We start from the raw sequence: 24,943 nt of genomic DNA, 5'->3' as shown, positions 1-24,943 counted from the left end.
CGTGTTAAACATGCAACAGGTGCTGGATAAAATTCACAAAAGCTTAATTGTATCATGTCAAGCATTGGAGAATGAGCCGCTGCACAGCTCTTTTATTATGGGACGCATGGCCATTGCTGCCAAAGAAGGCGGTGCGAAATGCATCCGCGCAAACTCTGTAGCTGACATAATCGAAATCAAGAAAAATGTGGACCTTCCAGTCATAGGGATCATTAAACAGGTGTATGGACAAAACGATGTCTATATCACTCCCACCATGGCCGAAATCGATGCATTGATGGAAACGAAAGCGGAAATCATTGCGACGGATGCTACATCCAGGGTAAGACCGGACGGTAAAACGCTAAAGCAGTTTTATGGTGAAATAAGAGCAAAATATCCGGATGTTTTACTAATGGCGGATGTATCCACCATTGAGGAAGCCATTTTCGCTGACGAATTAGGATTCGATATCGTAGCGCCCACTTTATTCGGCTATACCGACGAAACGTTCGGCCAGAAAATATATGAGGATGACTATGCTGTGCTCAAAGAGATAGTAAAAGCAGTGAAAAAAGCGAAAGTGATCGCGGAAGGAAATGTCATAACACCAGAAATCGCCCGCTCTGTATTGGATATGAATGTCCATGCAGTAGTAGTGGGCGGTGCCATTACCAGGCCGCAGCAAATCACTAAAAGATTCGTGGATGCTATCCAAGAATAGAACGTTGCACATAGTAATGAAAAGACCCAGACTGGCAACAGTTTGGGTCTTTTTTGCGATTCATGGCTCCTCAGGTTATTGACGCCGCCAATGGATACATTAAACTATGAATACATATAAGAAATTTGAAATGGGTGATCAAATGGAATATCTCGCAGAAAACCTCATATATGGCATTGAGTGCAGCATGGACAAATTCACCAAAACAGAAGAAGAATTGGCCAATTACATTCTGCAGCGCCCTGAAGAAGTAAGTCAGTTAACCATTAGTCAAATCGCTAAAAAGCTTCATATTTCACCTGCAACCATTACGCGTTTTTGCCAGAAATTAGCCTTTTCCGGGTTCAATGAGTTCAGGCATGAGTTAAAAAGGTTCGTGGATCTCCGAAATACACCGAAAAATATGAAGAACATCAAGCAGGTGGATTACTTCGCTAAACTGTATCAAGATCACTTAGGCATCATTGATAATACCTTTCATATAACCACATATGACGATATCCAAAAAGCTGTATCTTACCTTACACAGGCAAATAAGATTCATGTTTATGGAATAGGGAGTTCAGGTATAGCGGCACAGGAGTTCAAGTCAAAGTTTTTCCGTATCGGCTTAACTGTTGAAGCTATTACAGATCCCCACCAGTCAATGATGGATGCAGCTTTAAGTAACGAGAATAGTGTTGTCATCGGCATTTCCATTTCCGGAACAACGAAGGAAGTGATTTCTGCAGTTAAAATCGCAAAGAGGCAAGGCTCACGCATCCTGATCTTTACTGGGGATAAGAATTCCGAGCTCTCAAAGCTTGGCGATATATCGCTATTGGTCACGAGCAAGAACAGTATGCATATGGGGCAAAACATCTCCCCATTGCTTCCGCTGCTATTACTTTTTGATTTAATATATACAGAATTGGTCGCTAAAGATTATAAGAACAGGATAAGCATCAGGGAAAAGACTTTAAAGGTATTGACCGAGAACGACTGACTTTTGGCCGATCCATAAAAAGTACATGTACTTACCAATACACGAGTCATATAAAAAACTGCATCTCCAATTGCTTGTAAGTTACTAACAATTGGGGTGCAGTCCATTTTAAAGACGTCTTTTTTTTTATGTTCCTTTTAAACTAATTTCCTTATTACTGGCATGGAACGTTCTTGGAGGCTCTCGGAAAGAAGGCTATACGCAACTACCTTATTCTTGTACTGTTTGACTACATCCACGTGGTCGTTGTAAATGTACAAAAATAATCGAACATCGTTTTTTCCTCTTTTAGTATCAATCATTATTGGAATACCACCGTTCTCAGGATGTAAAAACAATTGCTCGTTCCCTGGGAATATATGATTTTTTTTCAAAAACTTAGCTTCGTTAAAATAATCAATTACTTGAATTTTGTCTTCACCTTCCAAACGTTTTCCATCAAAGGTTACGATTGCATTCGCGCCACTAATTTCTGAATGTATTTTAAATTTACTCAGAATCCAATTCACTGCATCGGTTGGAAGGCAGGTAACTAATAATTTAAGCAAACCTAAGATAATTGTCAAAATCAATACAGGCACTGTCATATTTCATCATCTCCGCTACGTTATAATTTAATGATTGGCTGTTTTTCGCATACTTTGTTGCTATTTACCAAGTAAAGCGGTGTGGTTGATTTCCCCTCCAGATGCTCGCTTTCCGCGGGGCGGGCGGTGAGCCTCCTCGCCGTAAACGCCTATGGGATCTCACATGTCCCGCTGCTCCCGCAGGAGTCTCGCACTTGCGCTCCAATCAACCTTAAATCGTTTCGTTTTAAAAACAACTAGCTTTACGAAAAGAGCCTAATGATTAAATGAAAGAGACGGTCAGTTCTTCTTTGTAGTGACCGTTCAGCTTACAAAAGCTATTTTTTTACGAATCAATCAGATTCTTTTCGTTCACATTTTCGTCACATATGTGAACAAATTCACATTTTTCCACAAATAGAGCATGTCTTTTATATCACTCGTACAAAACACTAGCTTTATATAATTAAGCCTATATTTCTAAACATTTTGATTTGCTATTATAGCAATCATTCACATGATATCTTAGGTTAATTTTATTACGAAGTAGATGATGCCCACAGTTAATATTAGGGCAAGACCCATATAAATATAACTTAGGTTCAGCAAATTCCCTCTCGTTGCTGCAGAATAATCACTATCACTCTTCCCCGCTAACGAAAGGGTGCCAACCAGGGCAACTAAACTAATGGCTACTACTAATATTACACTTATCGTCATGATTCAACGCCTCCTTTACTTCCTTGAGCCATTTCAAATTATTCCGATTCTCATCGCATATCGCTGTGTAACTACATAAAAATCATTCCTAATTGGCATGTCAAAATTAAATTGTCCAGGTTGATCGCTCATCGTAAATATATTAGAAAACCCTACTTCTCTATAATAAAAGAACAGCCAATTTTAGGACCATCCAATCAAGTGAAATTTCCACCATCCACTTGCTGAATTCTCGTTAATATACATAGAAAAGGGTAAAGCGCCTCTGAAGGAACGGCTAAGATACCACGCCTCGTGGTAACTCCAGACCTAACTTGCTTCCTCGAAAAAGACAAAAGTTCGTCGAATAACATAACTTTCATCAAATGATGTTCCTGAATCAACTGACCCAAAACAACACCTTTAACTCCTCGGGTATGGTTATCATTTAGATGTGGATTTCTGAAATCACCGGAACCTTTTAATTAAAAAAACTGCAGGCAAACCGAACCAGTTTGTCTACAGTATGAATATGAAAGCATATGATTATAAACTTTTTACAGCCTCCACAAACCTTTTGATGCCTTCGTGAATGGAATCCTCATTTTCCCTTCCAAAAGTAAAGCGTACATATTCCTTATTTGTACCTAATGTTGAACCTGGAACGTATATGACTCCCCTTTTGATGGATTCCTCCAGTAACTTTATTTCGTTCAATGGCACCTTCAGCTTACACCACAAATGAATTCCACCATTTGGCGAATAATACTCAACTTCTTTATGCAGGAATTGTTGAAGACTCGAAACGATTGCATCCCTTCTTTTTTCCAGTTGCCCCCTTAAGTAGGTAATATGGGCAGGAAAATACTCTGAATCCAAAAAATCATTTGCTATCCATTGAGTGAATGAGCCATGGCCGAAATCAACCTGCTGCTTAGCATCAGATAGTCTCTCTATAACGGGTTTCGGTCCGATAATCCACCCAATTCTTAAACCGGAAGCAACAATTTTTGACAATGAACTTATATATAAAACATTTCCGTTGTTATCCATCGATTTAAGAGTGGAAATTTCTTCACCGGCAAAGGAAGTTAAACTATAAGGATCGTCTTCTATGACCGGTATTCCATAATCGGATGAAAGTTCCAGAATCCGTTTGCGACGGTTGATATGCAGGACAGTTCCTGTAGGGTTTTGAAATACAGGGTTCAAAAAAATCATCCTGATCCGGTGTTTTTTATGGAGTTCCAATAAATCCTCCGGGTTGATGCCATCTTTATCAACTGGTAAAGGAAAAATCCTTAGCCCCGCGGATTGAAAGATGGGAAGGTTGTAACTATATGATGGATCTTCCATTACAACGGCATCTCCTGGCTTTAACAAGCATTGGACCACCAGATGCAGGGCCTGCTGTGCACCAGAAGTAATGAGTATGGAAGATGGATGCGTGTCAATTCTCCTATACTGTTTAACATGATTGGTTATCGTTTCCCTCAAAACAGCATTGCCCTGTGGGTGATCATAACCCAAACTACCAATGAAGGACCTATTGGAAATGATTTCACGTAAGGATTGGACTGGAAATAAGTCTTCTGAAAGCTCCCCGCTAGCTAAGTTAATAACTCGATGCCCTTCCGTCTCTTTACGTATTCTTTGGGTTACTGGCATATTGGGCAAAAAAGAACCCGCTTCAATATATCGATTCCAACTAGGTATACGTTTTCGTGTAACTCCCCAGATATCCTTGCTGATCACCGTTCCGCTTCCTTTTATTCGTTCAACCAGTCCATTTGCTTCCAATTCATCATATGCCTTAACAACTGTGCTTCTGTTAACTCCCAGTTCACTTGCCAAGAAGCGTTCAGACGGTAGCGGCTTATCCAATAAAAATGTTCCATCAGCAATGCCACTCTCGATGTAAGCTGCAATTTGTTTATATAAAGGCTTCTTGGATTTTCTGTCAATTTTCCATTCCATAAGCTACATCCTTTAAAATGTTTAGTTAAAAGCGTACTAAATTATGAATTTTATATACTTATTCATTCCCAAAAGCAGTAAAACCTTATAATTCAGTATAATCTTCAGCCGCGAGTATTGCACTTTTAGGTTGGAAGCTATACCATTTTTCAAGTTCCAGTTTTTTATTAAGGCTGTTTTCGCATACTTTGTTGCCATTTACCAAGTAATGCGGTGTGGTTGATTTCCCCTCCAGATGCTCGCTTTCCGCGGGGCGGGCGGTGAGCCTCCTCGGCGTAAACGCCTGTGGGGTCTCACCTGTCCCGCTGCTCCCGCAGGAGTCTCGCACTTGCGCTCCAATCAACCTTAAATCGTTTCGTTTTAAAAACAACAATCTTAACGAAAAGTGCCTTTATTAATAATTGGAGTTTCCTCATTAAATAGAAACGGCCTTCATTCTTTAAAAGAAATGAAGGCTATAATTACATCTTTAACTATGCAGACTCGCCTTCAGCCAAGGGCGATCATGATAGTGTCCGATCGGGATTTGGATCAGGCTCGTTTTCCTTTGCGGACCGCCTAACTTGTAAAGTTCATCACACATATTCACATCAAAGCCGAGCAGCGGGTGCCCGTTCATTCCGAGGGCTGACGACGCTAGCAGTAATTTCTGAACGAGCATCCCCGCTTCCATTTGCTGGATGCGGTATCCTCTATATCCAAGTTGCGTTTTGGAATAATCCCGCTCACCAACTACATGTATGCAGATCGGCACTTGCTGAAAATTCATGATATCGAGGGACATTCCGTATTGCAATAGGAGCCTCTGATCTCCTGATTGTATCTGTCGTAATGAATGTGTCGTGCTGTCGTAATGGTATGCACCATCTTGAATGTCTTCCACATTATACAAACAAGCATATAATGAAACGCGATGTTCGTTGTTCTCGTTTTTTCCATCCAAGTCATTTCGATAGGAGAAAGAAGCGGTTGCCTCCTGCAGGAGAGCAGCCAGTTGCCATTGACTGACTTTACCGAGTACGAAGTCCATTTCAGGTGAAAATCGCTTCCGGCAAACTGATGCCAAGTCATAGGACAACCGATTCACGATAGGAAGGGCTACAATATGTCCTTCGGGCTTCGCCCCCTTCTTCGGACTGATCCGCCGGAATGATTGGGTGGATTCGATCATGGATGCTCCATTCATTTTAGTTAGCATCGGAAATTCCCTGATTCTTTGCGACCGAACATAGTGTTCAGGCTGAATATCCGTCAATTCCAGCAATAATTCCGTTGAATTGACAGGCCGGTCCATACTCCTTTCTTCTCTAAATCTAAAAGAAGGTTCTTCCGATAAGGGGATTAATGCATACGTGCTCTCTTCCTCTTCCGAAAGCCCAAGCAGATGATTGATGGCCCGATCAAGGAATTGGAAGCACACCCCAGCTGCGATTCCAAACCGTTTCGCCACTTCGAGCAACTGTCCAAGAAGCACGCCTGCATCCAGACCTTGCAGACGGTATGAAAAGTTATTATATTTGTAGAAGTTTTTCCAAAACATCGTCGATACAAAAACGGTGCCAAAGCATGCTGACATATCAAAGGTTTCACCAAGAGCTTTTGTTATATATGAATCAAAATTCCCTTCCCGCAGCAAAACCAACCGGTGGTGTGCCGCATCATAATGGTATACACCAGCAGATAATCCCTCCAGCTTCAAGTACACGTACAATTCACTTGGATATAAAGCTCCCCCTGATGGCGGAAAACGCCGGAATGACTGCATGAGGTCCTCAGATTCCGAGGAGCTCGGTACCTGACTGACTTGGGTCAGGCCATATGCATACCAGAGGAAATGACCGATTCCTTCGAGGTCCTGTTTTGAAGGTCCGCTGCACCCCTCGAGCGTCAGCGGCACCTCCAGTGATAGCGGAAAAACAGGCAAGTCACGGTAAAGCTTATACGTCAGCGGTGCATCATTCCAATCCACTTCCCAATCCGGCGGACTTGCCTTTTCGATATCAAAATGCAAATTGTGTAAAAATGCCTCTAGACTCATCCTCCAACCTCCTAAATCACCGCTTATGGAAAAGGATGCGGATGCGGATTGAGCTGTTCGAATTCAAGCGGCCGTTCAGCATATCCTATTTCCATCGGAACCCTCAGTATTCTCTCAAGCCCCGTTATGCGGGTAAGATGATGGCCGAATGTCATCGGCAGCATCCCCGGTATCAGCACTTTCACGCAATGTAACCCATTCCGAGCAATTTCCGGTGTCGTCTGATCCACCACGATCACCTCGAGTTGCAATCGGCGAAACTCCTGAAGGATTTCCTGCAAATCTTCCGTCAAGTCCGGATGGTTCACCTTTTCCCCGTATTCTTCAGCGAACGTTCGCATCGGGCGGTCATCATCCAGCAGAAACTGCAGCCGCTCTTCGGCTTGCGGTAAACCGTAAAGCATGCCATGATCATCCATTTTCCGTACCAGTGAGGAATCATGCAGCATTTTCTCAACCTCATCCTGGTTCTCTTCCAATTTATCGTCAAGTGTCAGCATCATGCCCGCCAACTCGAAAACCGCGCTTTTCACAGCCCGGACCGGGTCCAAATGGGCCCCTGCTGCACAGATGATATTCAATCCTTCTTGTTTCCTGTTTTTCGCCAACGCCCATACGCTCGGGATACCATGTTCCATGGTCGAATTAAACAAATGGATATCATATCCCGCTGCCGCCCTCGCCCTGTCAATCATCAGCTCAAGTTCTTTGTCATTTGCTGAATATGGGTCAAGACGTGTGAGGGGCAGCTGCGCATACCAGGTCAGAAGAAACGAATCACGTTCTACCACTTCCATGATGCCGTAGAAAATGGCCTCCTCCAAACTTCCCCCTAAAGCACAGCCATTGGAAGTTTCATAGACAAATCCATGACCGCAGCCCAAGCTGTAATAGGAAAGCAATTCCGGGACCAAGATCGGCCGCTCTTGCAAAAATGAGTGGCCCCACACCCAATCTATCGAGCGGTCAGGATTAAACGGCTGAAACGGGAAATCGCGCTGTGCATAATTTTCCTTCGAGTGTACCCCTATCCTGATGGGATCGAGCGCAAAATCTTTAAGGTTGTTGTAACTGTCATGTATGACTGTCCGTTTACCGCGGGGCTCCATTCCGCAATACCTTTCCAATCCCTCCAATATGGCAGTCATCTCACTGACCGCATATGAGAGAGTACGGCCTGCCGCCCCCTCATCTCCTATGAACAAAGGCAAATTAACACTTACATCGGCAAATGGCGGCACAAGGTCTATCATTTTATTATTCAAGAAACCTGTGCGATGGTCCAAGTAATCCTTGGCCAGAACTTCATTCAGCTCCTCCATTGAACGGGTACGGTAACTGCCGGGACTGATTTTCGGACTTGGCTGCAACGAAATCCTGGCACGCTCCTTCGAGTCATCAGGTAATGCTGAGCAAACCGGACACAATGGATCTGGTAAAAATGAGTGCCACGAGCCATTCAGCGTTTTCAAGTTGATGATTGATACACACCCTTCCGAACGGGTGCCTTCTCCTTTCATCGCCTGCCTTACCTCTGCACAAATCAAGTGGGACATCTGTAAAAGGCCTGTGCGTGATGCAGCCGCATCACGATCTATCCCCCCATTTTCCTCCAGCTGTTTGCGGATTCCCCACATTTCTTTTCGATCGCGCCCGGCCATGAGATGCCTATGGTCCGCACACTGTGAGCAGCCAGGAACATCCGGGCGCACCAACGGACCTATCACTCCCTCTCCAAATGATACGAACCCCCGCAGCCATGGAATGCCCGCTTGCCTTATCACCTCTTCCGCCTTTAAATGGACAGCGGGATTCCAGGCATCTTGCAGCAGAAGGACCATAGCCGCCGTTTTCGGTATTCCCGCCTCGAAATCGGTTTGGCGATTCACCTGATATTGGCCGGACAGGTCCCCATGAACATGGTCGGCCAACACTCCTTCCCCGACAACCAATACGTCAGTTTTCACCCTGATTCCTCCTCTCGCAAGAACACCCCAAACACTCCTGCCATTTCTTCCTTCAAGAAAGGTTCCAGATTTAATTCGAAAACACAAATTCGCTTATTGTTCTTCTTCAAAACTTGAATGGCCGACTGTACTAGTTCGGAATTCCCTTTCACCCCGCATGAAGGAATCACAAGATTCAGGGGCATCTTTTCTTCCTCAAGAACAGGTGATGCCACTAAACCTGGAGCTGTTAAGCAAACCGTCTGATTTTGGACTTTCATGACGGCCATTTGCAAGGCATTCCGTAATGCGATCGTTACATTCAAACCGACAGCTCCGGACCAACCGTCGCTCGTTCCGGCCCAAACTACCGGGAAACCGGACACTTCCTCACCCAACGCGATGATCGGTTCTCCTTGAAGCCGGGTCAGCGCTTGTAGATAATATCTGCAGCGCTCATCTTCCACTTGAGCCAACTGCACCGTCACGAGTTTCTCCTGGTTGAACCTCTTATTGCCAAACTCTTTATCCAAACTGCTTTGCAATCCACGGCAAACACATTCAGCAAATGTTTCCCCTGCTCCGACACCGGCCGATTCCTTTATATCGTCTGCCCCCTGAAGCGGTGGAAGAGTCGGGACAAGCTGGCTGAGTGTTCGGGATACATATGCTTCAACTCCTGCAAGACCGGCTTCCCTTCTCGCTTCCTCATGCGTGAGGTCTGAACGGATAATTTCGGGCAGCAGTTCGGCCGGACCGGACGACAGCGGGTCAACAACCTGAACGCGGCATTGGGCCAACGGCAGCTGTTTTAAATCTCCCTCATCCCAACGATGAAAGATTCCGGATTCCGCGGATGTCAACCGGCTGAAATACATAAACACCTTCCCCGGCTCACTCGGGTCCGATTTCTGCTCGAGCCGTTGATCAAAATCTTCAATCCATGCAGCAGTCCCCTTTCCCGTCACTCCCGGGTGGGGAATGAACGGATGCCATTTCCCCTCCAATGTATCCATATCCAACAGATAAAATTGATTGGCTTGTTCTGCAGTCGTAACGCCTGTAGCGTCTTTAAACCATTCGAATACCATTATATTGGCTAACATTGCTCCGGCTGTGGCGGGAGAGGAAGATGGTGCCTGATCTTTTTCCAGCTCAGCTTGATGTAAACGATGCCAAGCTGACTCCCAACACCCCTTGGAATCCGGATGGACGAGCGGACCAGCCATGCCTACTTGATTAATGATCAATGCAGGAAACAGGATCTTTTTCCCTTGCCTGCAAACCGAATGAAGTTCTCTTAACTCCTCTATATCACCTTCTTGTGACACATATAAAATTGAGTCAAAAGGCTGCACGATCTCCTGCCATTCAATCTCTACTCCCTTTTCACGCACGACCTCCCCTATGGCAACCTCGTCGTCCGTCTTACGCGCATGTGTCACGATTTCATTCAATCTTTTTCTATTGGTCGGTACCGTGTCCGTAATGAAGATATGGAATGTGGGCAATCCGGATTCAATCAGCGAGGACACCAATGAAAGGAACAATGGGCCAGAACCTATAGCCAACGCCTTTTTCTTTCGATAAGTTTCAAAACGGTAAGCCCCGGAATCGCCGCAGCTTTCCAGGAACTCGATTTGTGAAGCATACCTTTCAAGTACTTGATTCCTTAATTGATGGGGACTGTCCTGACTCACATCCCGAACAAACCCATTACCGTACAAAACCTCGGCAATTTCCATCACCCTGTTCCGGTATGGGCCAGGCAATCCGTCCGTCAACTCGCTTAATGTATGATTCCCGTTGAACATCGGTAATAGCTTTTCAATCCACTGTACGATCGAGCTGCCCTCCATACGGAACGAACTTATGTTATTCCTGAAATACACACCTCTGTTCGGTTCCGGAAGAAAAAACGTATCCCTTTTCACTTTTAAACGCATAGAAGGGGTCAAATTCACCATTCCGTTCCTCCTAACCCGATGCATTCTAAGTACTGCTATTAGCACAGCACTTCACTTTAATCCTATGTACGACAATTTGTCCCTTATGTCTCATGCTATAAAGAAAAGTCCCTGCACATGCAGGGACTTCCTTTAGAAAACCTGGATACTTAACCGCCGCAACGTCCGCAACGACCGCCGCAACCTCCGCAGCGTCCGCATCCTCCACAGCGACCACAACGACCACAGCGACCGCCGCAACCAAAGCAACCGAAGCACAAGAAACAGCCAAAACAGCCAAAGCAGCCACCCACACCAATGAATTGCCGGGATGAATCATCCAGATTGTACTGGTTTTGATCCCATGGAACCGGCTGAGTTACCTGGAAATCATCGACATTCAGATTTTGCAATTGATTTTGAAATTCATACATTTTATATAACCTCCGTTTATTATTTATAAGGTATTGCTTAGAACAGGAAACCGGAACGAAATGGTCAGGGAATAAAACCATGTCAAGTATTCCCTCCAACAAATTATGTCAGGGGAGTGGGCATTGCCACTTATTCAAAAGCCCATTTTTATTGAATCTTCATAAAACGGTTCAAGACGGAAACAGGATAATCACTTTATTAATAATGTGGCTTGGTACAAATGAAAAACTTCGAACATAGCTGAAAGAACCTGGAACTAAGTTGGCAGGCCTAGGATAGGAGGTTAGCTTATCAACTCGAAAAAGGCTCAGGTGCAAGTTAGAAACATAGAACCTCAATATCCTTTTTATAATGAATTACGATGCTACTCCAAACAATCAATTTATGAATTCAATCTCGCTTCGGACAAAAATAAAGCCCTTGCATTAACTTATACAAGGACTTTATTTAATCACTTTGAATTTTCTTTTGGTAAGTCTAATGTTGGAGTACGATCAAAGAAATTCCACGGTTTTAACATGGCGTGTACCCATTCTGTTGGCATCATTGGCCATTCTTCAGCTCGTGCTACATGAGTTGCACCTGTGGTCATCCATACCACATTATCTGTATTGTCAATGGAACCGTTGTTTGCCGAATATTTTCCTAATCCTGTATCTGTTTTGCTGCGGTTCGGATATTTACCTTCCGGATATCGCTCATCCGGGTCATAATTTGTGACCCACAACTGCTTGTCCATAAAGTTAACTCGCTTGAAAAGCCAATCATCATCACTAAATAAGGCTCCTTTGGCAATCGGGTGAGTGCCTCCTGCAAAAGGGATGATTTGATAGGAAACTGGATTTCCTACCTTATTCTCTTTATTAAGATTACTGAACAGTCGAATAGTGGAAGAATCAAATTTTTGAATCGACTCTTGCTCCGTCTTTACTGTTTTTTCTTCTGTTACCATAACACTTTTGCGTGGACCGCCCTCTTGATTTTTTTCTACCTTTGGATTAATTTCCATTAGGGAATTACTTTCGCCATCAACATCTAGGTCAAGTCTGAAATTGTAAATGTGCTGGTGTGTGGTCCCGACAATATTATTATCAAGCAAAGTACCATATTTTGTATCCTCTTTTGCAGTTTTGTCATGCATTGTTTTTGATTTAACACCTTTTACTGCTTCAATACCGGATGCTCCTACATCAATATTAATTACTCCATTTTGTGATAACTTCCAATCAAAGATATAATCATAGTTTCCTATTGTACTAACCCAGCGAACCACTAATTCACGGCGTTCACGGCTTTGATTTTCTTCTTTAAATGTCGCAAGGTCAGCATGTTTATATTCTGGCCCCGCATATTGTTCAAATACTGCAATGGCATTTTTAATAACGTAAGGATTGCCCGAGTTATCTGCAATTGTTGCATCCAGCAGGACGGCGTTTTCTGGTACGTCAGCTCCAAGTTCTAGCGGTGCAGTTAATGTGCCCATTCCATATTCACCAGCATCCAAATAGGATTTGAAGTACCAGCCAACGTCAGGATCTCCGTAAGGAACTATCATCCCGCCCAGCGATCCTTCATACATAATTTTTCTTTTTTTTCCATGGTCATCATAAGTAACGGTTGATAACACAGGTCCTACCCGAGTATCCAATCTCAAGTGGAAATCCCAGTTTTGCCAGCTAATCGTATTTCCTTTTATTTCATAGTTCTTGCCTTCAGGCTCGGTAATATTAAGCGGTTTTGCATCGGATTTCTTCTCATAATCTCTGCCATCATATGCGTTTAATTGCATCGGGATTGGAATGACACCTTCATCTTCTATTTTAATAACCGCTTTCTTTTCAAGATCTACAACAGCGACCAAATTTTCAATTGGATGCGCCCAAAAATTCCCATCCCCTGTATCCAAATAAGATACTATTTTCAATAGACGCTTATCATGCTCCAATTTATCTTCACCATCGAAATAACCTACTGTCAAAGGGGTCGCAACGACCTTTTTAGGGTCATCTATCCCCCGCTTTTTTAGCGCTTTTGCATAGTCTTCACTTGCTTCAATGGCTCCTTGAACAGTAGCAAAATCATCCAGAATAATCATGCCATGAACGCCGTCCATTTCATTCCATGAAACTAGTTTTTTTGATGATATATTCACTTCACCCTCAATAACTTGTTTGCCATTCAATGCAATGAACTCTGCTTTTCTTGTAAATGCGTTGTCTTTTTTCTCTTTATCGTAGTCCCACTCCCACACTTTCTTTTTATCGGGAAGCTTCAGTGTAATTTCTGTAAAACGAAGAGTATCTTTATATTTCCCTGCCTTTTTGATTACATTAACCACCGCTTTAATTTCTTTAGGAGTTAAAGGATCTAAAGGATGATAAGCGTCTTTTATTTTAGCTGTTTGCTTGATGTCAGGGAGAACTTCATTTACAAAATGATCAGTTACGTAGATTTTCTCATCTTTTTCTATCACGTTTGATTCAAGTGTAATCTCTTTTCCATTAATATACGCTTTATCGGAATCAGGTATTATTTTTATGACCGTATCATCTTTTTCGATGGTGATTTTTTTTGTGAAAAAACTCCAAAAATCAGATTTAACAGTTGCACCAGTACCTTCTAAAGCTGTTTCTAGCTTAATTAATTCCACTTCACCGCCATGAGCAGAAGCATTGTTATTATGAATTAGTGAATAAGGAGAGAATATGAAAGTTAGTGCAGTCATTCCAATAATTGCTGCTTTGAAAGTTCTTTTCTTTGTTTTCATAGAATGTTTCCTTTCATTTTTTATTTTGGCTGTTTTCGCATACTTTGTTGCTATTTACCAAGTAAAGCGGTATGGTTGATTTCCACTCCAGATGCTCGCTTTCCGCGGGGCGGGCGGTGAGCCTCCTCGGCGTAAACGCCTGTGGGGTCTCACCTGTCCCGCTGCTCCCGCAGGAGTCTCGCACTTGCGCTCCAATCAACCTTAAATCGTTTCGTTTTAAAAACAACAATCTTTACGAAAACAGCCTTTATTTTTAACTTTCATTAGCTAAATAATAGTCTTAACCACCGTACCAATTTAAGCCTTTTTCACCTAAATCAATCCATACACTCTTTGATTGTGTATACATATCCATGGCTTGGACCCCTAATTCTCTACCAAATCCACTTTGTTTCATTCCTCCAAAAGGAGTTGTACTATCTAGCATACTGTACGTATTCACATAGACAGTTCCCGCTTGGATACCACGTGCCATACGATGAGCTCTTTTTAAGTCATTGGTCCATATCCCTGAAGCTAAACCGTAAATAGTATCATTTGCTTGCCGTAGAGCATCCTCTTCATCTTTGAAGCGAATAACCGATACAACTGGTCCAAATATCTCTTCACGCGCAATTGTCATTTCGTTGGTGACATCTCCAAAGATGGTAGGTGTAAAATAATATCCATTTTTCTTGCCTCTTTGGCCGCCTGTCACTAATTCCGCACCTTCTTCAAGACCAACCTCTACATACTTTTCAATCGTCTTTAACTGTTGTGCAGAAACTTGTGGACCCATTTGCGTTGTCGCTTCAAGGGGATTTCCTACCCGTATTGACTGTACTTTACTAGCAAAAAGATCCATAAATTTATCATAAATACTTTCTTGGACAAATAAACGAGACCCAGAAGCACAAACTTGACCTTGTGCAAAGTAAATGCCAAACATCGCTCCATTAACTGCATCTTCAAGAGTGGCATCGTCAAATACAATGTTAGGTGATTTCCCTCCCAGTTCTAAAGAAACCGGTTTCAAGTTTTTTGTAGCTGCTTGCATGATTAAGCGCCCCGTGTCCGTTGACCCCGTAAAAGCAATTTTATCGACGTCTGGATGAGAAGCTAAAGCAGATCCCACGGTTGAACCTGGACCGGGTACAATATTAATCACTCCATCAGGAATACCGACTTCTTGGAACAGTTTAGCCAGTTCTAGAATACTTGTTGATGTTTCTTTTGCTGGCTTAATAACAATTGTATTTCCAGCAGCTAAAGCAGGAGCTAATTTCCACATCGTCAGCATTAAAGGAAAGTTCCAAGGGACAATGGCACCAATTACACCTAATGGTTCTTTTAGTGTGTAGTTGAAACGATTGTGAGGCGATGCTAATGTATCACCTTGAACCTTATTTGCAAGTCCTGCATAGAACTCCAGTACATCTATGGTAGAAGGAAGAGCTATATGCTTGGTTTCATTGATTGGTAAACCATTATCTTTTGATTCAACTTTCGCTAAAAAGTCTGAATTCTCCCACATTTTCTGAGCTGCTTTATACAGAAGTCTACCTCGGTCACTAGGAGACATAGTCGCCCATGGTCCGGATTCGAACGCTTTTCGAGCTGCTTTAACTGCATGGTTTAAATCTTCCTCGCCCCCTTGTGAAACAAGGGCATGAACTTCTCCTGTGCCAGGATTAATCGATTCAAATGTTTCTCCCGAGAGTGAATCTGTCCATTTTCCACCGATAAATAGTTGATATTTTTTCATTTTCTCCACCTCTTATTTATTTTTTTGATAAAACTTCGAAATTACTAACCATACAATTTTGAAAAACATAGATAGCTAGGTTTCCTTATGTGATGTGTCTTGAATAAGCTAAAAGATCCTAACTTTGTTTACACGCAGTGTTGGAAAGCGGTTACATCTTTGTGATTTTTCAACATGGATAATGAACTCTTAAGTGATGCAGGTTGAAATATGCTCATTTATAGTGCTTCTATTTCAGCACGAGTTAGCGTTTCAATTTCTGAATTGTACATGAAAGCATACCTCTTCCATTATTTTATTAGGCTGTTTTCGCATACTTTGTTGCTATTTACCAAGTAATGCGGTGTGGTTGATTTCCCCTCCAGATGCTCGCTTTCCGCGGGGCGGGCGATGAGCCTCCTCGGCGTAAACGCCTGTGGGGTCTCACCTGTCCCGCTGCTCCCGCAGGAGTCTCGCACATCCGCTCCAATCAACCTTAAATCGTTTCGTTTTAAAAACAACAATCTTTACGAAAAGAGCCTTTTTTTAAAGACATAGAGTAATTAATAACTCTAAAAAACACATAAATATACCAAAAAATTCAACAACCGTTATAAAAATGTTATATAAATAAACCTTACTCTCCTTCAAATAACCTTAAATCAATAACTCAAAGTGCACTACGCATCCACTTATTCAGTTTTGATAAGGAGATGTTTATTTTTCTACCTCACACACTGCGGCTTCTTTCATCTCCTTAGGTTAATTTTAAAAAACCTTTCTAATTTACTGACTATTACATGTAAGTATTTTATATTATCCAGAAAAATCAAAAAATTTACCATTACCCAAATGGGTCATTTTATATCAAAAAGTAATTCATTTTATTTTAAAATGTTATATAATCAAAAAAAGTTAACCTGGAGGAATGCCTATGAAGGAAATGTCTAACCGCAGCTACAAAAAAATTTTATCTTTTATGGATGAAATCACCTTTTCTAATGAAAATTTCCGTGAAAAGGTACTACAGACCTTTGAAAATTTATTCGGTTACTGCCAATCTATTTTTTGGTTATGTGATGATAATAATGATTTGTTCGAACCTATTACGTTAAATATAGATAAATATGTTATCGATGATTATCTTAATAACTTTTATCAATTAGATTTGCTAGTCCCAAAATATACTATGCCAAAAGCAAGTAAACAGACTGTTATAAAAAACCTTGATTTACTTCCTCCTGAATTATATGAAAAAAGTGTATACTACAATGATTTCATGCTAAAATATGGATTTTATTATGATGTGGGTGTTTTTTTACATGATAAAAACAGTATTAAAGGTGTTCTGAACTTCGTTAGATCCAAAAAGGAGAAGCCCTTTAGTACATCCGATATTATGTGTCTAGAGGTTATTTCCAGGTTCTTATCGCAAAAAACAAGCGATTTCCCTAATCATTCTGTAAGCGTTTCCAAAGAAAGCCTGATTAATCCTTTGAAAAATAAGATTCTGGCCAGTTCTCAAGATCTCAGGCAACCAGATTTAACAGTAAAAGAAGCAGAAATATTACAACTGGTTCTAAAAGGGCATACCAATATCACCATTGCCAGCGAACTATTTATAAGTGTTAATACAGTAAAAAGACATTTGCAAAATCTTTATAGAAAGTTTGATGTCTCAAACCGAACAAGTTTATGCTATAAAATTGTTAAACCTTAAACACAATCAAAAAAACCAGAAGGTCCCCAACACCCTTCTGGTTTTCATATTAATTGCCTTACAAGTAACCTTTTTCTTTGGCATTTACAATGAAAAAATCCTTATTATAAAGATTGTCCCACCCTTATTGATGGGAGAATCACTTATGTACTGCCGGAGGTTATCTATTGTGCTTAGTAAGAATTCCACACATCACTCTTTCCAATTAGTTCTCCAGTTGTTCATAACGAGTCCAGTTCACCGATTTTTCCAGCACGATTGATATCAATACGCCCATTATAAGCCCATTCGTCAAAAAGGGCAGTAAAAGCGTGGGAACGTTCGAAAATGCACTAGGCAGGATATTCATCAAGCTCACTCCAATCAATACGGGTACGGCAAGCCTGAATATCGTGTCTGAAGTGAAATGCTGGCCCTTGACGCTGTTGAAAGCCGTACCGAACAGCTGAAGGTAAGCAACGAACAATACTGCATTCCCGACTGTTATCGGCATGGTGGCCAGGAAAGAGATGAAAGGAGGAATGAGCCCAATTATGGTCAGTAACATGCCTCCAAGCAAGAAGGGCCTCCGCTCATAGATTTGAGTGCTCTGCAAAAATCCGATGGATGAAGTAAAAGGTGTATACGGAACAAGGCCAAGCAACGGGGCGAAAATGGTAAAACCGCCAGTCATGAATAAAGAATTTCGGTACTGCTTGTGTTCAGCTTCATCACCGATTAATTCCGATGCGGCTTGGATGGAAGCGAACGTGTTGCACAAATTCAGTAATCCTGCAAAAAAGGAAATCGCTATTATCCCGAATTCCAGGTTTGGTGCACCTAATGGGAAAAGTGAAAAAGCGGCACCCGTCGACCCCAATTCTCCCCCGGCTTCCGGAAATAACAGCTCGTAAAAAATCCATCCCACCATAATCCCGATCAATATGGAGAAATTGCTTATGGTCCTTGGTCCTTTTATCTTTAATATACTTACTAAAAGTACAATCCCCACTGATAGGAAACTGACCGGGATATTAATTTCCCCATTCTCCGTAATCCCAAGCATCCCCTTAAAAAATACAAAAATGAGCTGGAACGTCAGAAGGAATAAATAAACCGTCATGACCATGGGAGTGAAAATCTTCTGGACATAAGAAATCAGGTTGAAGGCAGCAATAATGAGGGTCACGATACCAGCTGCAATGAGACCAGTAGCAATTCCCCCTCCAATCTCGGCATAACCGAGCCCTATGGATGGTGCTGATAACCCTAAATTCAACATCACTCCCCACAATAGACCGGAGTGACCTTCCATAAGTGGATACTTATGCCCCTTCCACCCCTGAAACACGCAAGCGATCCCGGTGAAAATGAGCGAGCTTCTCATGGTCATTTCCGTAATATCGGGGGGAAGATCAAAAGCTGCGCCAATCGATATGGGCACAACTACCGTATTTGCAAAAATAAAAAACAACCATTGAAAAGAAGAAAATAGAGTCACAGAAGAACTCCAACTTTTCATAGATTCCATCTCCTTTGAACATGATACTTTTCAAGCTCATGGTGAATTTAAACTGCCCTTCCCTTGAAAAAGGCGATAAGAGAGCACCATGCTAATAAACGCGGTCCCCGGACGGGGCATGCGATATGATAACGTTACCATTAATAGTAACAAAGACTGCGGCTCCCTGCTAATTTGTTGGCTTGACTGAGGCTGCAAGGCAAATAGTAAAAAAATCACTTCCACAGCATATAACATAAGTAAGTAAAAGTACATGGAAGCGGAACCCGTTCCATAACAAAACGAAAAAGGAAATCCGGAAGTATCCAGAAATCCTTTTTCGTTTAGTCTTACCGTTCAATTGACTGCTTTTGTTTATACAGTGAACCGGAAACTAAGTTTCCTTTGTAAATGACTGCTTTACGTTCAGAACGCCTGGCAACTGCCTCTGCAGAACAACTTGCGTCAATTAACACCAAACTTGCGGCATCTCCCGCTTTCGGCCATACCTGGTTACCCTTTTCGTCCAATGGGGTTTTTCCGCCGGTTATATACCCGAGTGTTCGGGAAAGTGAGACTTCATCGATCCATTTGAAACGTTCTGCGAGCCTTCCTGCTCTCTCCAAGATGTCACCATTCCCAAGAGGGGACCATACATCAAAGATATTATCATTTCCTACTGATACTTCAACCCCTCTTTCATGTAATAAATCAACAGGGGGCATCTGCCTGTTAATAGGGACGCTGGTGACGATGGAAATCCCCGCATCCCTAAGATTGTCAGCCAAATCACAGGCTTCTTCCTTGGATACGTCCCCGATACCGAAAGCATGGCTTAATGCTACCCTGCCTTCCCAGCCCGCCTGCTTGGTCAGAGCTGCCAAACGTTTCATGGTGAACGTGCCCAGATGGCCTGGATCATGCAAATGCAAGTCCACATCAGCGTTCGCTTCCACTGCTAAATCCATCAATTGAACCAGCGATGCTTCAATATTGTTATCGACTGTTGCTGGATCGACCGCCCCGACGATTCCTGCTCCGTTTCGCAATGCCTCCCTGACAAGCTCGACAGAACCGGACCGCAGCAATCCGTGCTGCGCAAATGCGACTATTTCTGAACTGAGTCTATTAGAATAGCCAGCAAGCGCCTGTTGCACTTGATCTAAGTTTTGCAATCCCACTTCAGGATAGATATCAACATGTGTCCGTATATGTGCAGAGCCGGAAGCTAAAAGGATTTCCAGCAAAGATTCTGCACGTTTACATGTGCTTGTCGCAATGGAAGGCAGTACCCTTTTCTCATTTTCAAAACGTTCAATGACGCTTGAAGAAGGAGTGCACGCTCTCCAAACATCCCCCATCAGTGTCTTATCAAGATGAACATGCTTTTCGATAAACGATGGTAACGCCAGCAAACCTTTTGCATCCTCCACCGGTAAATCATCATGTATGGCTTCCCCACCTTTGACAATCTTCGCGATCCTTCCATCCTCCATCAACAGATGAAATAGCCCGGTCATCGTTCCTGTAACTCTTTCATTCTCTTTCTTGTAACCACATTCCAAACGAACATTCTTTAACCAATAGATTGTATTCATGATCTTCATCCCTTCTTGAAATAGACCTTCAATTCGACTTCAAGGCAGATTCGCGATCGAGTCCGCCGTAAACCAGATTTCCACCGACCATAACCGCAGCACGCTCCGACCTCCTGGCAACTGCCTCGGCAGAACATGAAGCATCCACAAAAACCATACTAGCGTCATTTCCCACATTCGGCCATAAACGATTTCCTTCAGGGTCCAGTGTCTTGACCCCTCCCGTAATGAATTGGAGCGATTGGGACAATGCATACTCGTCCTTCCAGTTGTACCTTTCGGCCAATCGGCCTGCCTTTTCCAGCATATCCCCTGTACCGAACGGGGACCAGGAGTCATAAAAGCCATCGCATCCGAGGGCAACATGGACGCCCTTTTCATGCAGTGAATCAATCGGGGGAATGACCCTGTTGATCGGAACTGTAGACATAATGGCTACCCCCAGGTTTGATAATTCACTGGCCAGTTCATTTGATTCTCCTATAGAAACATCACCAAGTGCAAAAGCATGACTGATGGCCGCTCTGTTTTTCCACCCTGCTTCATCGATCAAAGAAGCGAGTTTCTTGATCGTATATAAACCTAGATGACCGGGGTCATGTATATGAATATCAATATCCGCATCAAATTCAACGGCCAAATCGACCATTTCATATAGGGAAGCTTCTATATTATTATCCACTCCGCCAGGATCCAGGCCGCCCACCAAAGACGCCCCTTCTTTCATCGCTTGTCTCATCAACCCTTTTGAATTCGTTCTTAACAGTCCATGCTGTGGGAAAGCCACGATCTCGTATGTCATTTTCCCTTTGAAACGATATAATGCACGTTGAATCTCTTCCAAGTTCTTCATACCGATGTATGGATCAACGTTAACATGCGTCCTTACATGCGTCGCCCCGCCGCTTAACAATAGTTGAAGCATCCGTTCTGCCCGGAGCCGACCGGTTTCAGCCAGTTCAGCAAGCTCTTTTGCTTCTAACTTTAAGCGTTCGATTAAATTCGGAACCGGAGTGCATGATTTCCATGGCAGTCCTAAATAAGTCTTATCAAGATGGTTATGCATCTCCTTAAAAGGAGGAAGTGCAAGCAGCTTCCCCGCGTCGTGAACAGGATCATCCGTTTTCAAAGGCACACTTGAAGCCAATTGCAATTGCTTTATGATCCCATTTTTTATATACATGTTGTATGCAGCTGTCTTCGTCCGATCAATTCTTCCATTCTCAAAAACAAATCCACTATCAAGTGTAACGTTTGTAAGCCAGTATGCTTCATTCATCAAATCACTCTCTTTAATAGAAGATTAAACACCTGTCGTCTCAAAAGATGAAATAGATCCGCTAACAACATTGCCCCTGAAGATGACAGCGGCACGCTTTGCCCTTCTAGCCACCGCTTCCGCAGAACAGCTGGCTTCAAGCAACACGATATTCGCCTCATCCCCGACATTAGGCCACGCCTTGACCCCGTCCTGGTTTAATGGGGTCTTCCCTCCTGTTATGAATTGCAGGCTTTGCGCTAAGGAACGCTCTTCAATCATGCGAAATCTCTCTGCAAGGCGACCGGCCTTTTCCAGATTGTCCCCGATGCCAAAGGGTGTCCAATGATCAGTGAGGCTGTCATTACCCAATTCGACTTTCACCCCTTTTTCATGAAGCAGGGGGATGGGGATCGTTCTGAAGATCGGCACTGTGGATGTAATCGATATGCCCGTTTCCGAAAACCTTTCGGCTATGCCCGTTGCCTCCGGGACTGAAAGATCTGCCAAACCGCTTGCGTGGCTAACCGTGACCCTTCCTTGCCAGCCTGCGTCTTCCGTCAGTGAAGCGAGACGCTGCATCGTGAAGAGTCCAAGGTGATCCGGATCATGTAAATGGACATCGATATCGGAATTGTATTCAACCGCGATATCCATGATCGTTTCAAGGGACCGCTCTATGTTTTCATCAATGGTGGCGGGATCCACGCCGCCTACCAGATTCGCCCCATTCTTCATGGCCTGCCTTATCAAACCGACGGAATTGCTGCGTAATAGTCCATGCTGTGGGAATGCAACGATTTCATACGTCAATTTATCCTTATATCCTTCCAATGCCTGAATGGTTGCCTCTAAGTTTTTCAGACCTATGACGGGGTCAATGTTGCAATGTGTGCGTATATGGGTAGATCCGAAGTCCAATAATAAATCGAGCATTTTTTCCGCCCTTACTTTAGCGGTAGGCAATAATTCTGGCAGTAAGACCTGCTCTTCCTCTATCCGGGTTTTCACGCCATTAATGGCAGGCGTGCAAGCCTTCCACGGACCGCCATAATAGGTTTTATCAATGTGGATATGCATTTCCTTAAACGAGGGGACCATCAGAAGACCGTGAACATCATGCTGTGGGTCCTGATCCGTTATCGATTCCTTCGCCAATAAAATGGAGGATATTTTTCCATTTTCAATCTTAATGTGGTAATTTCCGGTCTCAGTGCCGGTGATCGTTTCATTTTCATTATAAGTAAAACCATTTTCCAAGCGTACATTCGTCAACCAATAAGATTGAGACATTAAACTCACCCTTCCACTCCAGATTGAATATGCATCACTTTCATTATAGTTCTAAAAATCAACAAATCATTTCAGAATTTTTACTTGTTTTTATGTTATTTTTACTTATTGTGCCAAAGAAAAAGGCTCACCCTAAATTGGATGAACCCTTTCGTCTTATCTCCCCATCACTTTATCGTGACTTCATTTATTTCCAGGTAGCCTGAAGGGCTGATTGAAAATCCTTTTACTTCTTTAGCGACTGCAGCAACATTTTCTATGACCCTTACAGGAATATACGGGGTGTCACCCATCTCGATTTCCTGTGCCTCTGCGTATAGTTCTTTGCGTTTGCCTTCTTCTTTTTCCTTCCTGGCGGCATCTATTAAACGATCAACCTTCTGATTGCTGTAAAAGAATGTATTTCCTGCCGCTCCCTGTGATTCCGTATGAAATAGATTATATTGATTATAATCGGCATCCCCTGTCGCGTTTCTCCAACTGATGATGAACATTTCCGATTGCCCTTTATTCACTTGTTCCACGAACGAACCGTACTCCATCACCTGTACCTTCAAATTAATCCCGATACCTTTTAGTTGGGATTGCAGGACCTCGGCCAAGTTGACTCTTTCTTTACTGTCCATTGTCAGGATGGTTGCATCCAAGCCTTCAGAATATCCGGCTTCGGCCATCAGTTTCTTCGCTTCCTTCAGGTTGTAATCATAGGCTTCGAGTTCTTCGTTGTAACCGAATACTTTAGAGCCCATCAAGGAGTTCGCCTTCACTCCCACATTATTAAAGACACCCTTGATGATCGAGTCCATTTCAATGGCATGGGCGATGGCTTTACGGACCCTTACATCCTTGAACGGTTCTTTATTGACATTGAACCCTAAATATTCGGTACCATACCCTTCACTGCGGTAAACATCCATAGCCGGTGAAGATTCAACCTGGTCCATGACCGCTACAGGAAGAGGCTCAGCAATATGCGCTTCACCGGTTTCAATCATCGATATCCTCGTGGAGTCTTCCGGGACGACCTTGAAGATGACCTTGTCCACTTTTGGCTCGTCTCCCCAATAGCTGTCGTTTTTCGTCAATGTGATTTCCTGGCCCGGGGACCATGAATCAAAAACGAAAGGACCGGTTCCATTCGGTTCCTGGATGATCTTTTTGCCATACTTTTCAATCGTTTTCGGACTGATGATTCCGCCTTCGTGATTCGCCAATATGGAAAGGAGAGGGGAAAAAGGTTCCTTCAAAATGAATTGCACGGTAAATTCATCAACCGGTTTCACCTCTTTTACCATTTCGAACACTACCGCCCTCGGAGAAGCGACCTTCGGATCTAACAGTCGATCAAACGTCCTTTTTACTGCGTCTGCATTAAATGGCGTGCCATCATGAAACTTTACATCTTCCCTAAGCTTGAATTCCCAGGTCGTGTCATTTATTTGCTTCCATTTTTCTGCCAGCATAGGCTGTATCTCACTATTCTCATCCCGTTGAACAAGACCTTCATAGACTTTATGGTGAGTGACGCTAGCGGCGTTAATCGTGGACATGAACTGCTGATCCAGATTCTCAGCGTCGGATAAGCGGGCAATGACCAATGTACCCCCTTCGTTTGATGCCCGGTTTGGATCACTTGCCGTTGTGTTTACGTCATTGTTAGAAGAACAGCCCGTAATGATGATAGCCATGATCATGACTAGAAAAAGCTTACCTGTCCCACGTTTTAACCCCATGGTCTTCTACCTCCCAATTTCGTTTTTTAACATTTATCTAATTATAGGAAATATTCTGACTATTTTTTTCGAATAT

General features: G+C 42.9%; 17 protein-coding genes. 3 read left to right on the top strand and 14 right to left on the bottom strand.

The genetic code is table 11. The features are described from left to right. The first annotated feature begins 10 nt into the window (after positions 1-10). Both BW986_RS25835 and BW986_RS25830 read left to right on the top strand, forming a co-directional pair. Positions 11-703, top strand: a complete 693-nt coding sequence (locus BW986_RS25835) for an N-acetylmannosamine-6-phosphate 2-epimerase (RefSeq protein ID WP_076372191.1) — start codon at positions 11-13, stop codon at positions 701-703. A 106-nt stretch (positions 704-809) separates the two neighbouring features. Next, positions 810-1,688 (top strand): MurR/RpiR family transcriptional regulator, encoded by an 879-nt coding sequence (locus BW986_RS25830; protein ID WP_260320996.1) that lies wholly within the window; start codon positions 810-812, stop codon positions 1,686-1,688. Positions 1,689-1,825: 137 nt separating this feature from the next. Here the strand turns inward: BW986_RS25830 and BW986_RS25825 are convergent, their stop codons facing one another. The 9 genes from BW986_RS25825 to BW986_RS25780 form a co-directional block, all read right to left on the bottom strand. Next, positions 1,826-2,275, bottom strand: coding sequence for a YfmQ family protein (locus BW986_RS25825; RefSeq protein WP_076372189.1), 450 nt, complete (start codon positions 2,273-2,275; stop codon positions 1,826-1,828). Positions 2,276-2,779: 504 nt separating this feature from the next. Further along, positions 2,780-2,974 (bottom strand): hypothetical protein, encoded by a 195-nt coding sequence (locus tag BW986_RS25820; RefSeq protein WP_076372187.1) that lies wholly within the window; start codon positions 2,972-2,974, stop codon positions 2,780-2,782. A gap of 525 nt (positions 2,975-3,499) precedes the next feature. Next, positions 3,500-4,930: a MocR-like pyridoxine biosynthesis transcription factor PdxR gene (gene pdxR, locus BW986_RS25815; protein ID WP_076372185.1), complete on the bottom strand. Its 1,431-nt coding sequence runs from the start codon at positions 4,928-4,930 to the stop codon at positions 3,500-3,502. Between the two features lie 469 nt (positions 4,931-5,399). Next, on the bottom strand, positions 5,400-6,968 hold the full coding sequence (locus tag BW986_RS25810; RefSeq protein WP_076372183.1) for a SagB family peptide dehydrogenase: 1,569 nt from the start codon (positions 6,966-6,968) through the stop codon (positions 5,400-5,402). 23 nt (positions 6,969-6,991) lie between these two features. Further along, a complete protein-coding gene (locus tag BW986_RS25805) occupies positions 6,992-8,935 on the bottom strand; it encodes a TOMM precursor leader peptide-binding protein (RefSeq protein ID WP_076372181.1) in 1,944 nt (647 codons plus the stop codon). After that, positions 8,932-10,881, bottom strand: coding sequence for a putative thiazole-containing bacteriocin maturation protein (locus BW986_RS25800; RefSeq protein ID WP_076372179.1), 1,950 nt, complete (start codon positions 10,879-10,881; stop codon positions 8,932-8,934). Before BW986_RS25800 ends, BW986_RS25805 begins: the two co-directional genes overlap by 4 nt. A 149-nt stretch (positions 10,882-11,030) precedes the next feature. Beyond that, positions 11,031-11,294 (bottom strand): heterocycloanthracin/sonorensin family bacteriocin, encoded by a 264-nt coding sequence (locus BW986_RS25795; protein ID WP_076372345.1) that lies wholly within the window; start codon positions 11,292-11,294, stop codon positions 11,031-11,033. 452 nt (positions 11,295-11,746) lie between these two features. Next, positions 11,747-14,062 (bottom strand): copper amine oxidase, encoded by a 2,316-nt coding sequence (locus BW986_RS25790; RefSeq protein ID WP_076372177.1) that lies wholly within the window; start codon positions 14,060-14,062, stop codon positions 11,747-11,749. 280 nt (positions 14,063-14,342) lie between these two features. Next, complete coding sequence (locus BW986_RS25780) at positions 14,343-15,806, bottom strand: aldehyde dehydrogenase family protein (protein ID WP_076372173.1); 1,464 nt, start codon at positions 15,804-15,806, stop codon at positions 14,343-14,345. A gap of 913 nt (positions 15,807-16,719) precedes the next feature. On the opposite strand from BW986_RS25780, the gene BW986_RS25770 reads away from it, so the two are divergent. Next, positions 16,720-17,505: a response regulator transcription factor gene (locus tag BW986_RS25770; RefSeq protein ID WP_076372169.1), complete on the top strand. Its 786-nt coding sequence runs from the start codon at positions 16,720-16,722 to the stop codon at positions 17,503-17,505. A 205-nt stretch (positions 17,506-17,710) separates the two neighbouring features. Here the strand turns inward: BW986_RS25770 and BW986_RS25765 are convergent, their stop codons facing one another. The 5 genes from BW986_RS25765 to BW986_RS25745 form a co-directional block, all read right to left on the bottom strand. Next, positions 17,711-19,006: a uracil/xanthine transporter gene (locus BW986_RS25765; RefSeq protein ID WP_076372167.1), complete on the bottom strand. Its 1,296-nt coding sequence runs from the start codon at positions 19,004-19,006 to the stop codon at positions 17,711-17,713. A 329-nt stretch (positions 19,007-19,335) separates the two neighbouring features. Further along, positions 19,336-20,583 carry an amidohydrolase gene (locus BW986_RS25760; protein WP_076372165.1) on the bottom strand — a complete coding sequence of 416 codons (1,248 nt, stop codon included), beginning with the start codon at positions 20,581-20,583 and terminating at the stop codon, positions 19,336-19,338. Positions 20,584-20,611: 28 nt separating this feature from the next. Then, positions 20,612-21,862: an amidohydrolase family protein gene (locus BW986_RS25755; protein WP_076372163.1), complete on the bottom strand. Its 1,251-nt coding sequence runs from the start codon at positions 21,860-21,862 to the stop codon at positions 20,612-20,614. 24 nt (positions 21,863-21,886) lie between these two features. Then, entirely contained in the window at positions 21,887-23,134 is a 1,248-nt protein-coding gene (locus BW986_RS25750) for an amidohydrolase family protein (RefSeq protein ID WP_081395808.1), read from the bottom strand. A 167-nt stretch (positions 23,135-23,301) separates the two neighbouring features. After that, positions 23,302-24,867: a glutathione ABC transporter substrate-binding protein gene (locus BW986_RS25745; protein WP_076372159.1), complete on the bottom strand. Its 1,566-nt coding sequence runs from the start codon at positions 24,865-24,867 to the stop codon at positions 23,302-23,304. Positions 24,868-24,943 lie beyond the last annotated feature (76 nt).

It is taken from the genome of Peribacillus simplex (assembly GCF_900156045.1).
GTDB classification, from domain to species: Bacteria; Bacillota; Bacilli; order Bacillales; family DSM-1321; genus Peribacillus; species Peribacillus simplex_D.
The sequence above is the reverse complement of the archived record's forward strand: the minus strand, read 5'-3'. Positions and strand labels throughout refer to the sequence as shown.

Coding starts and splice junctions, on each gene's coding strand:
- BW986_RS25835 (WP_076372191.1), top strand. CDS start 11: ATGCAACAGGTGCTGGATAAAATTCACAAAAGCTTAATTGTATCATGT.
- BW986_RS25830 (WP_260320996.1), top strand. CDS start 810: ATGAATACATATAAGAAATTTGAAATGGGTGATCAAATGGAATATCTC.
- BW986_RS25825 (WP_076372189.1), bottom strand. CDS start 2,275: ATGACAGTGCCTGTATTGATTTTGACAATTATCTTAGGTTTGCTTAAA.
- BW986_RS25820 (WP_076372187.1), bottom strand. CDS start 2,974: ATGACGATAAGTGTAATATTAGTAGTAGCCATTAGTTTAGTTGCCCTG.
- pdxR (WP_076372185.1), bottom strand. CDS start 4,930: ATGGAATGGAAAATTGACAGAAAATCCAAGAAGCCTTTATATAAACAA.
- BW986_RS25810 (WP_076372183.1), bottom strand. CDS start 6,968: ATGAGTCTAGAGGCATTTTTACACAATTTGCATTTTGATATCGAAAAG.
- BW986_RS25800 (WP_076372179.1), bottom strand. CDS start 10,881: ATGGTGAATTTGACCCCTTCTATGCGTTTAAAAGTGAAAAGGGATACG.
- BW986_RS25795 (WP_076372345.1), bottom strand. CDS start 11,294: ATGTATGAATTTCAAAATCAATTGCAAAATCTGAATGTCGATGATTTC.
- BW986_RS25790 (WP_076372177.1), bottom strand. CDS start 14,062: ATGAAAACAAAGAAAAGAACTTTCAAAGCAGCAATTATTGGAATGACT.
- BW986_RS25780 (WP_076372173.1), bottom strand. CDS start 15,806: ATGAAAAAATATCAACTATTTATCGGTGGAAAATGGACAGATTCACTC.
- BW986_RS25770 (WP_076372169.1), top strand. CDS start 16,720: ATGAAGGAAATGTCTAACCGCAGCTACAAAAAAATTTTATCTTTTATG.
- BW986_RS25765 (WP_076372167.1), bottom strand. CDS start 19,006: ATGAAAAGTTGGAGTTCTTCTGTGACTCTATTTTCTTCTTTTCAATGG.
- BW986_RS25760 (WP_076372165.1), bottom strand. CDS start 20,583: ATGAATACAATCTATTGGTTAAAGAATGTTCGTTTGGAATGTGGTTAC.
- BW986_RS25755 (WP_076372163.1), bottom strand. CDS start 21,862: ATGAATGAAGCATACTGGCTTACAAACGTTACACTTGATAGTGGATTT.
- BW986_RS25750 (WP_081395808.1), bottom strand. CDS start 23,134: ATGTCTCAATCTTATTGGTTGACGAATGTACGCTTGGAAAATGGTTTT.
- BW986_RS25745 (WP_076372159.1), bottom strand. CDS start 24,867: ATGGGGTTAAAACGTGGGACAGGTAAGCTTTTTCTAGTCATGATCATG.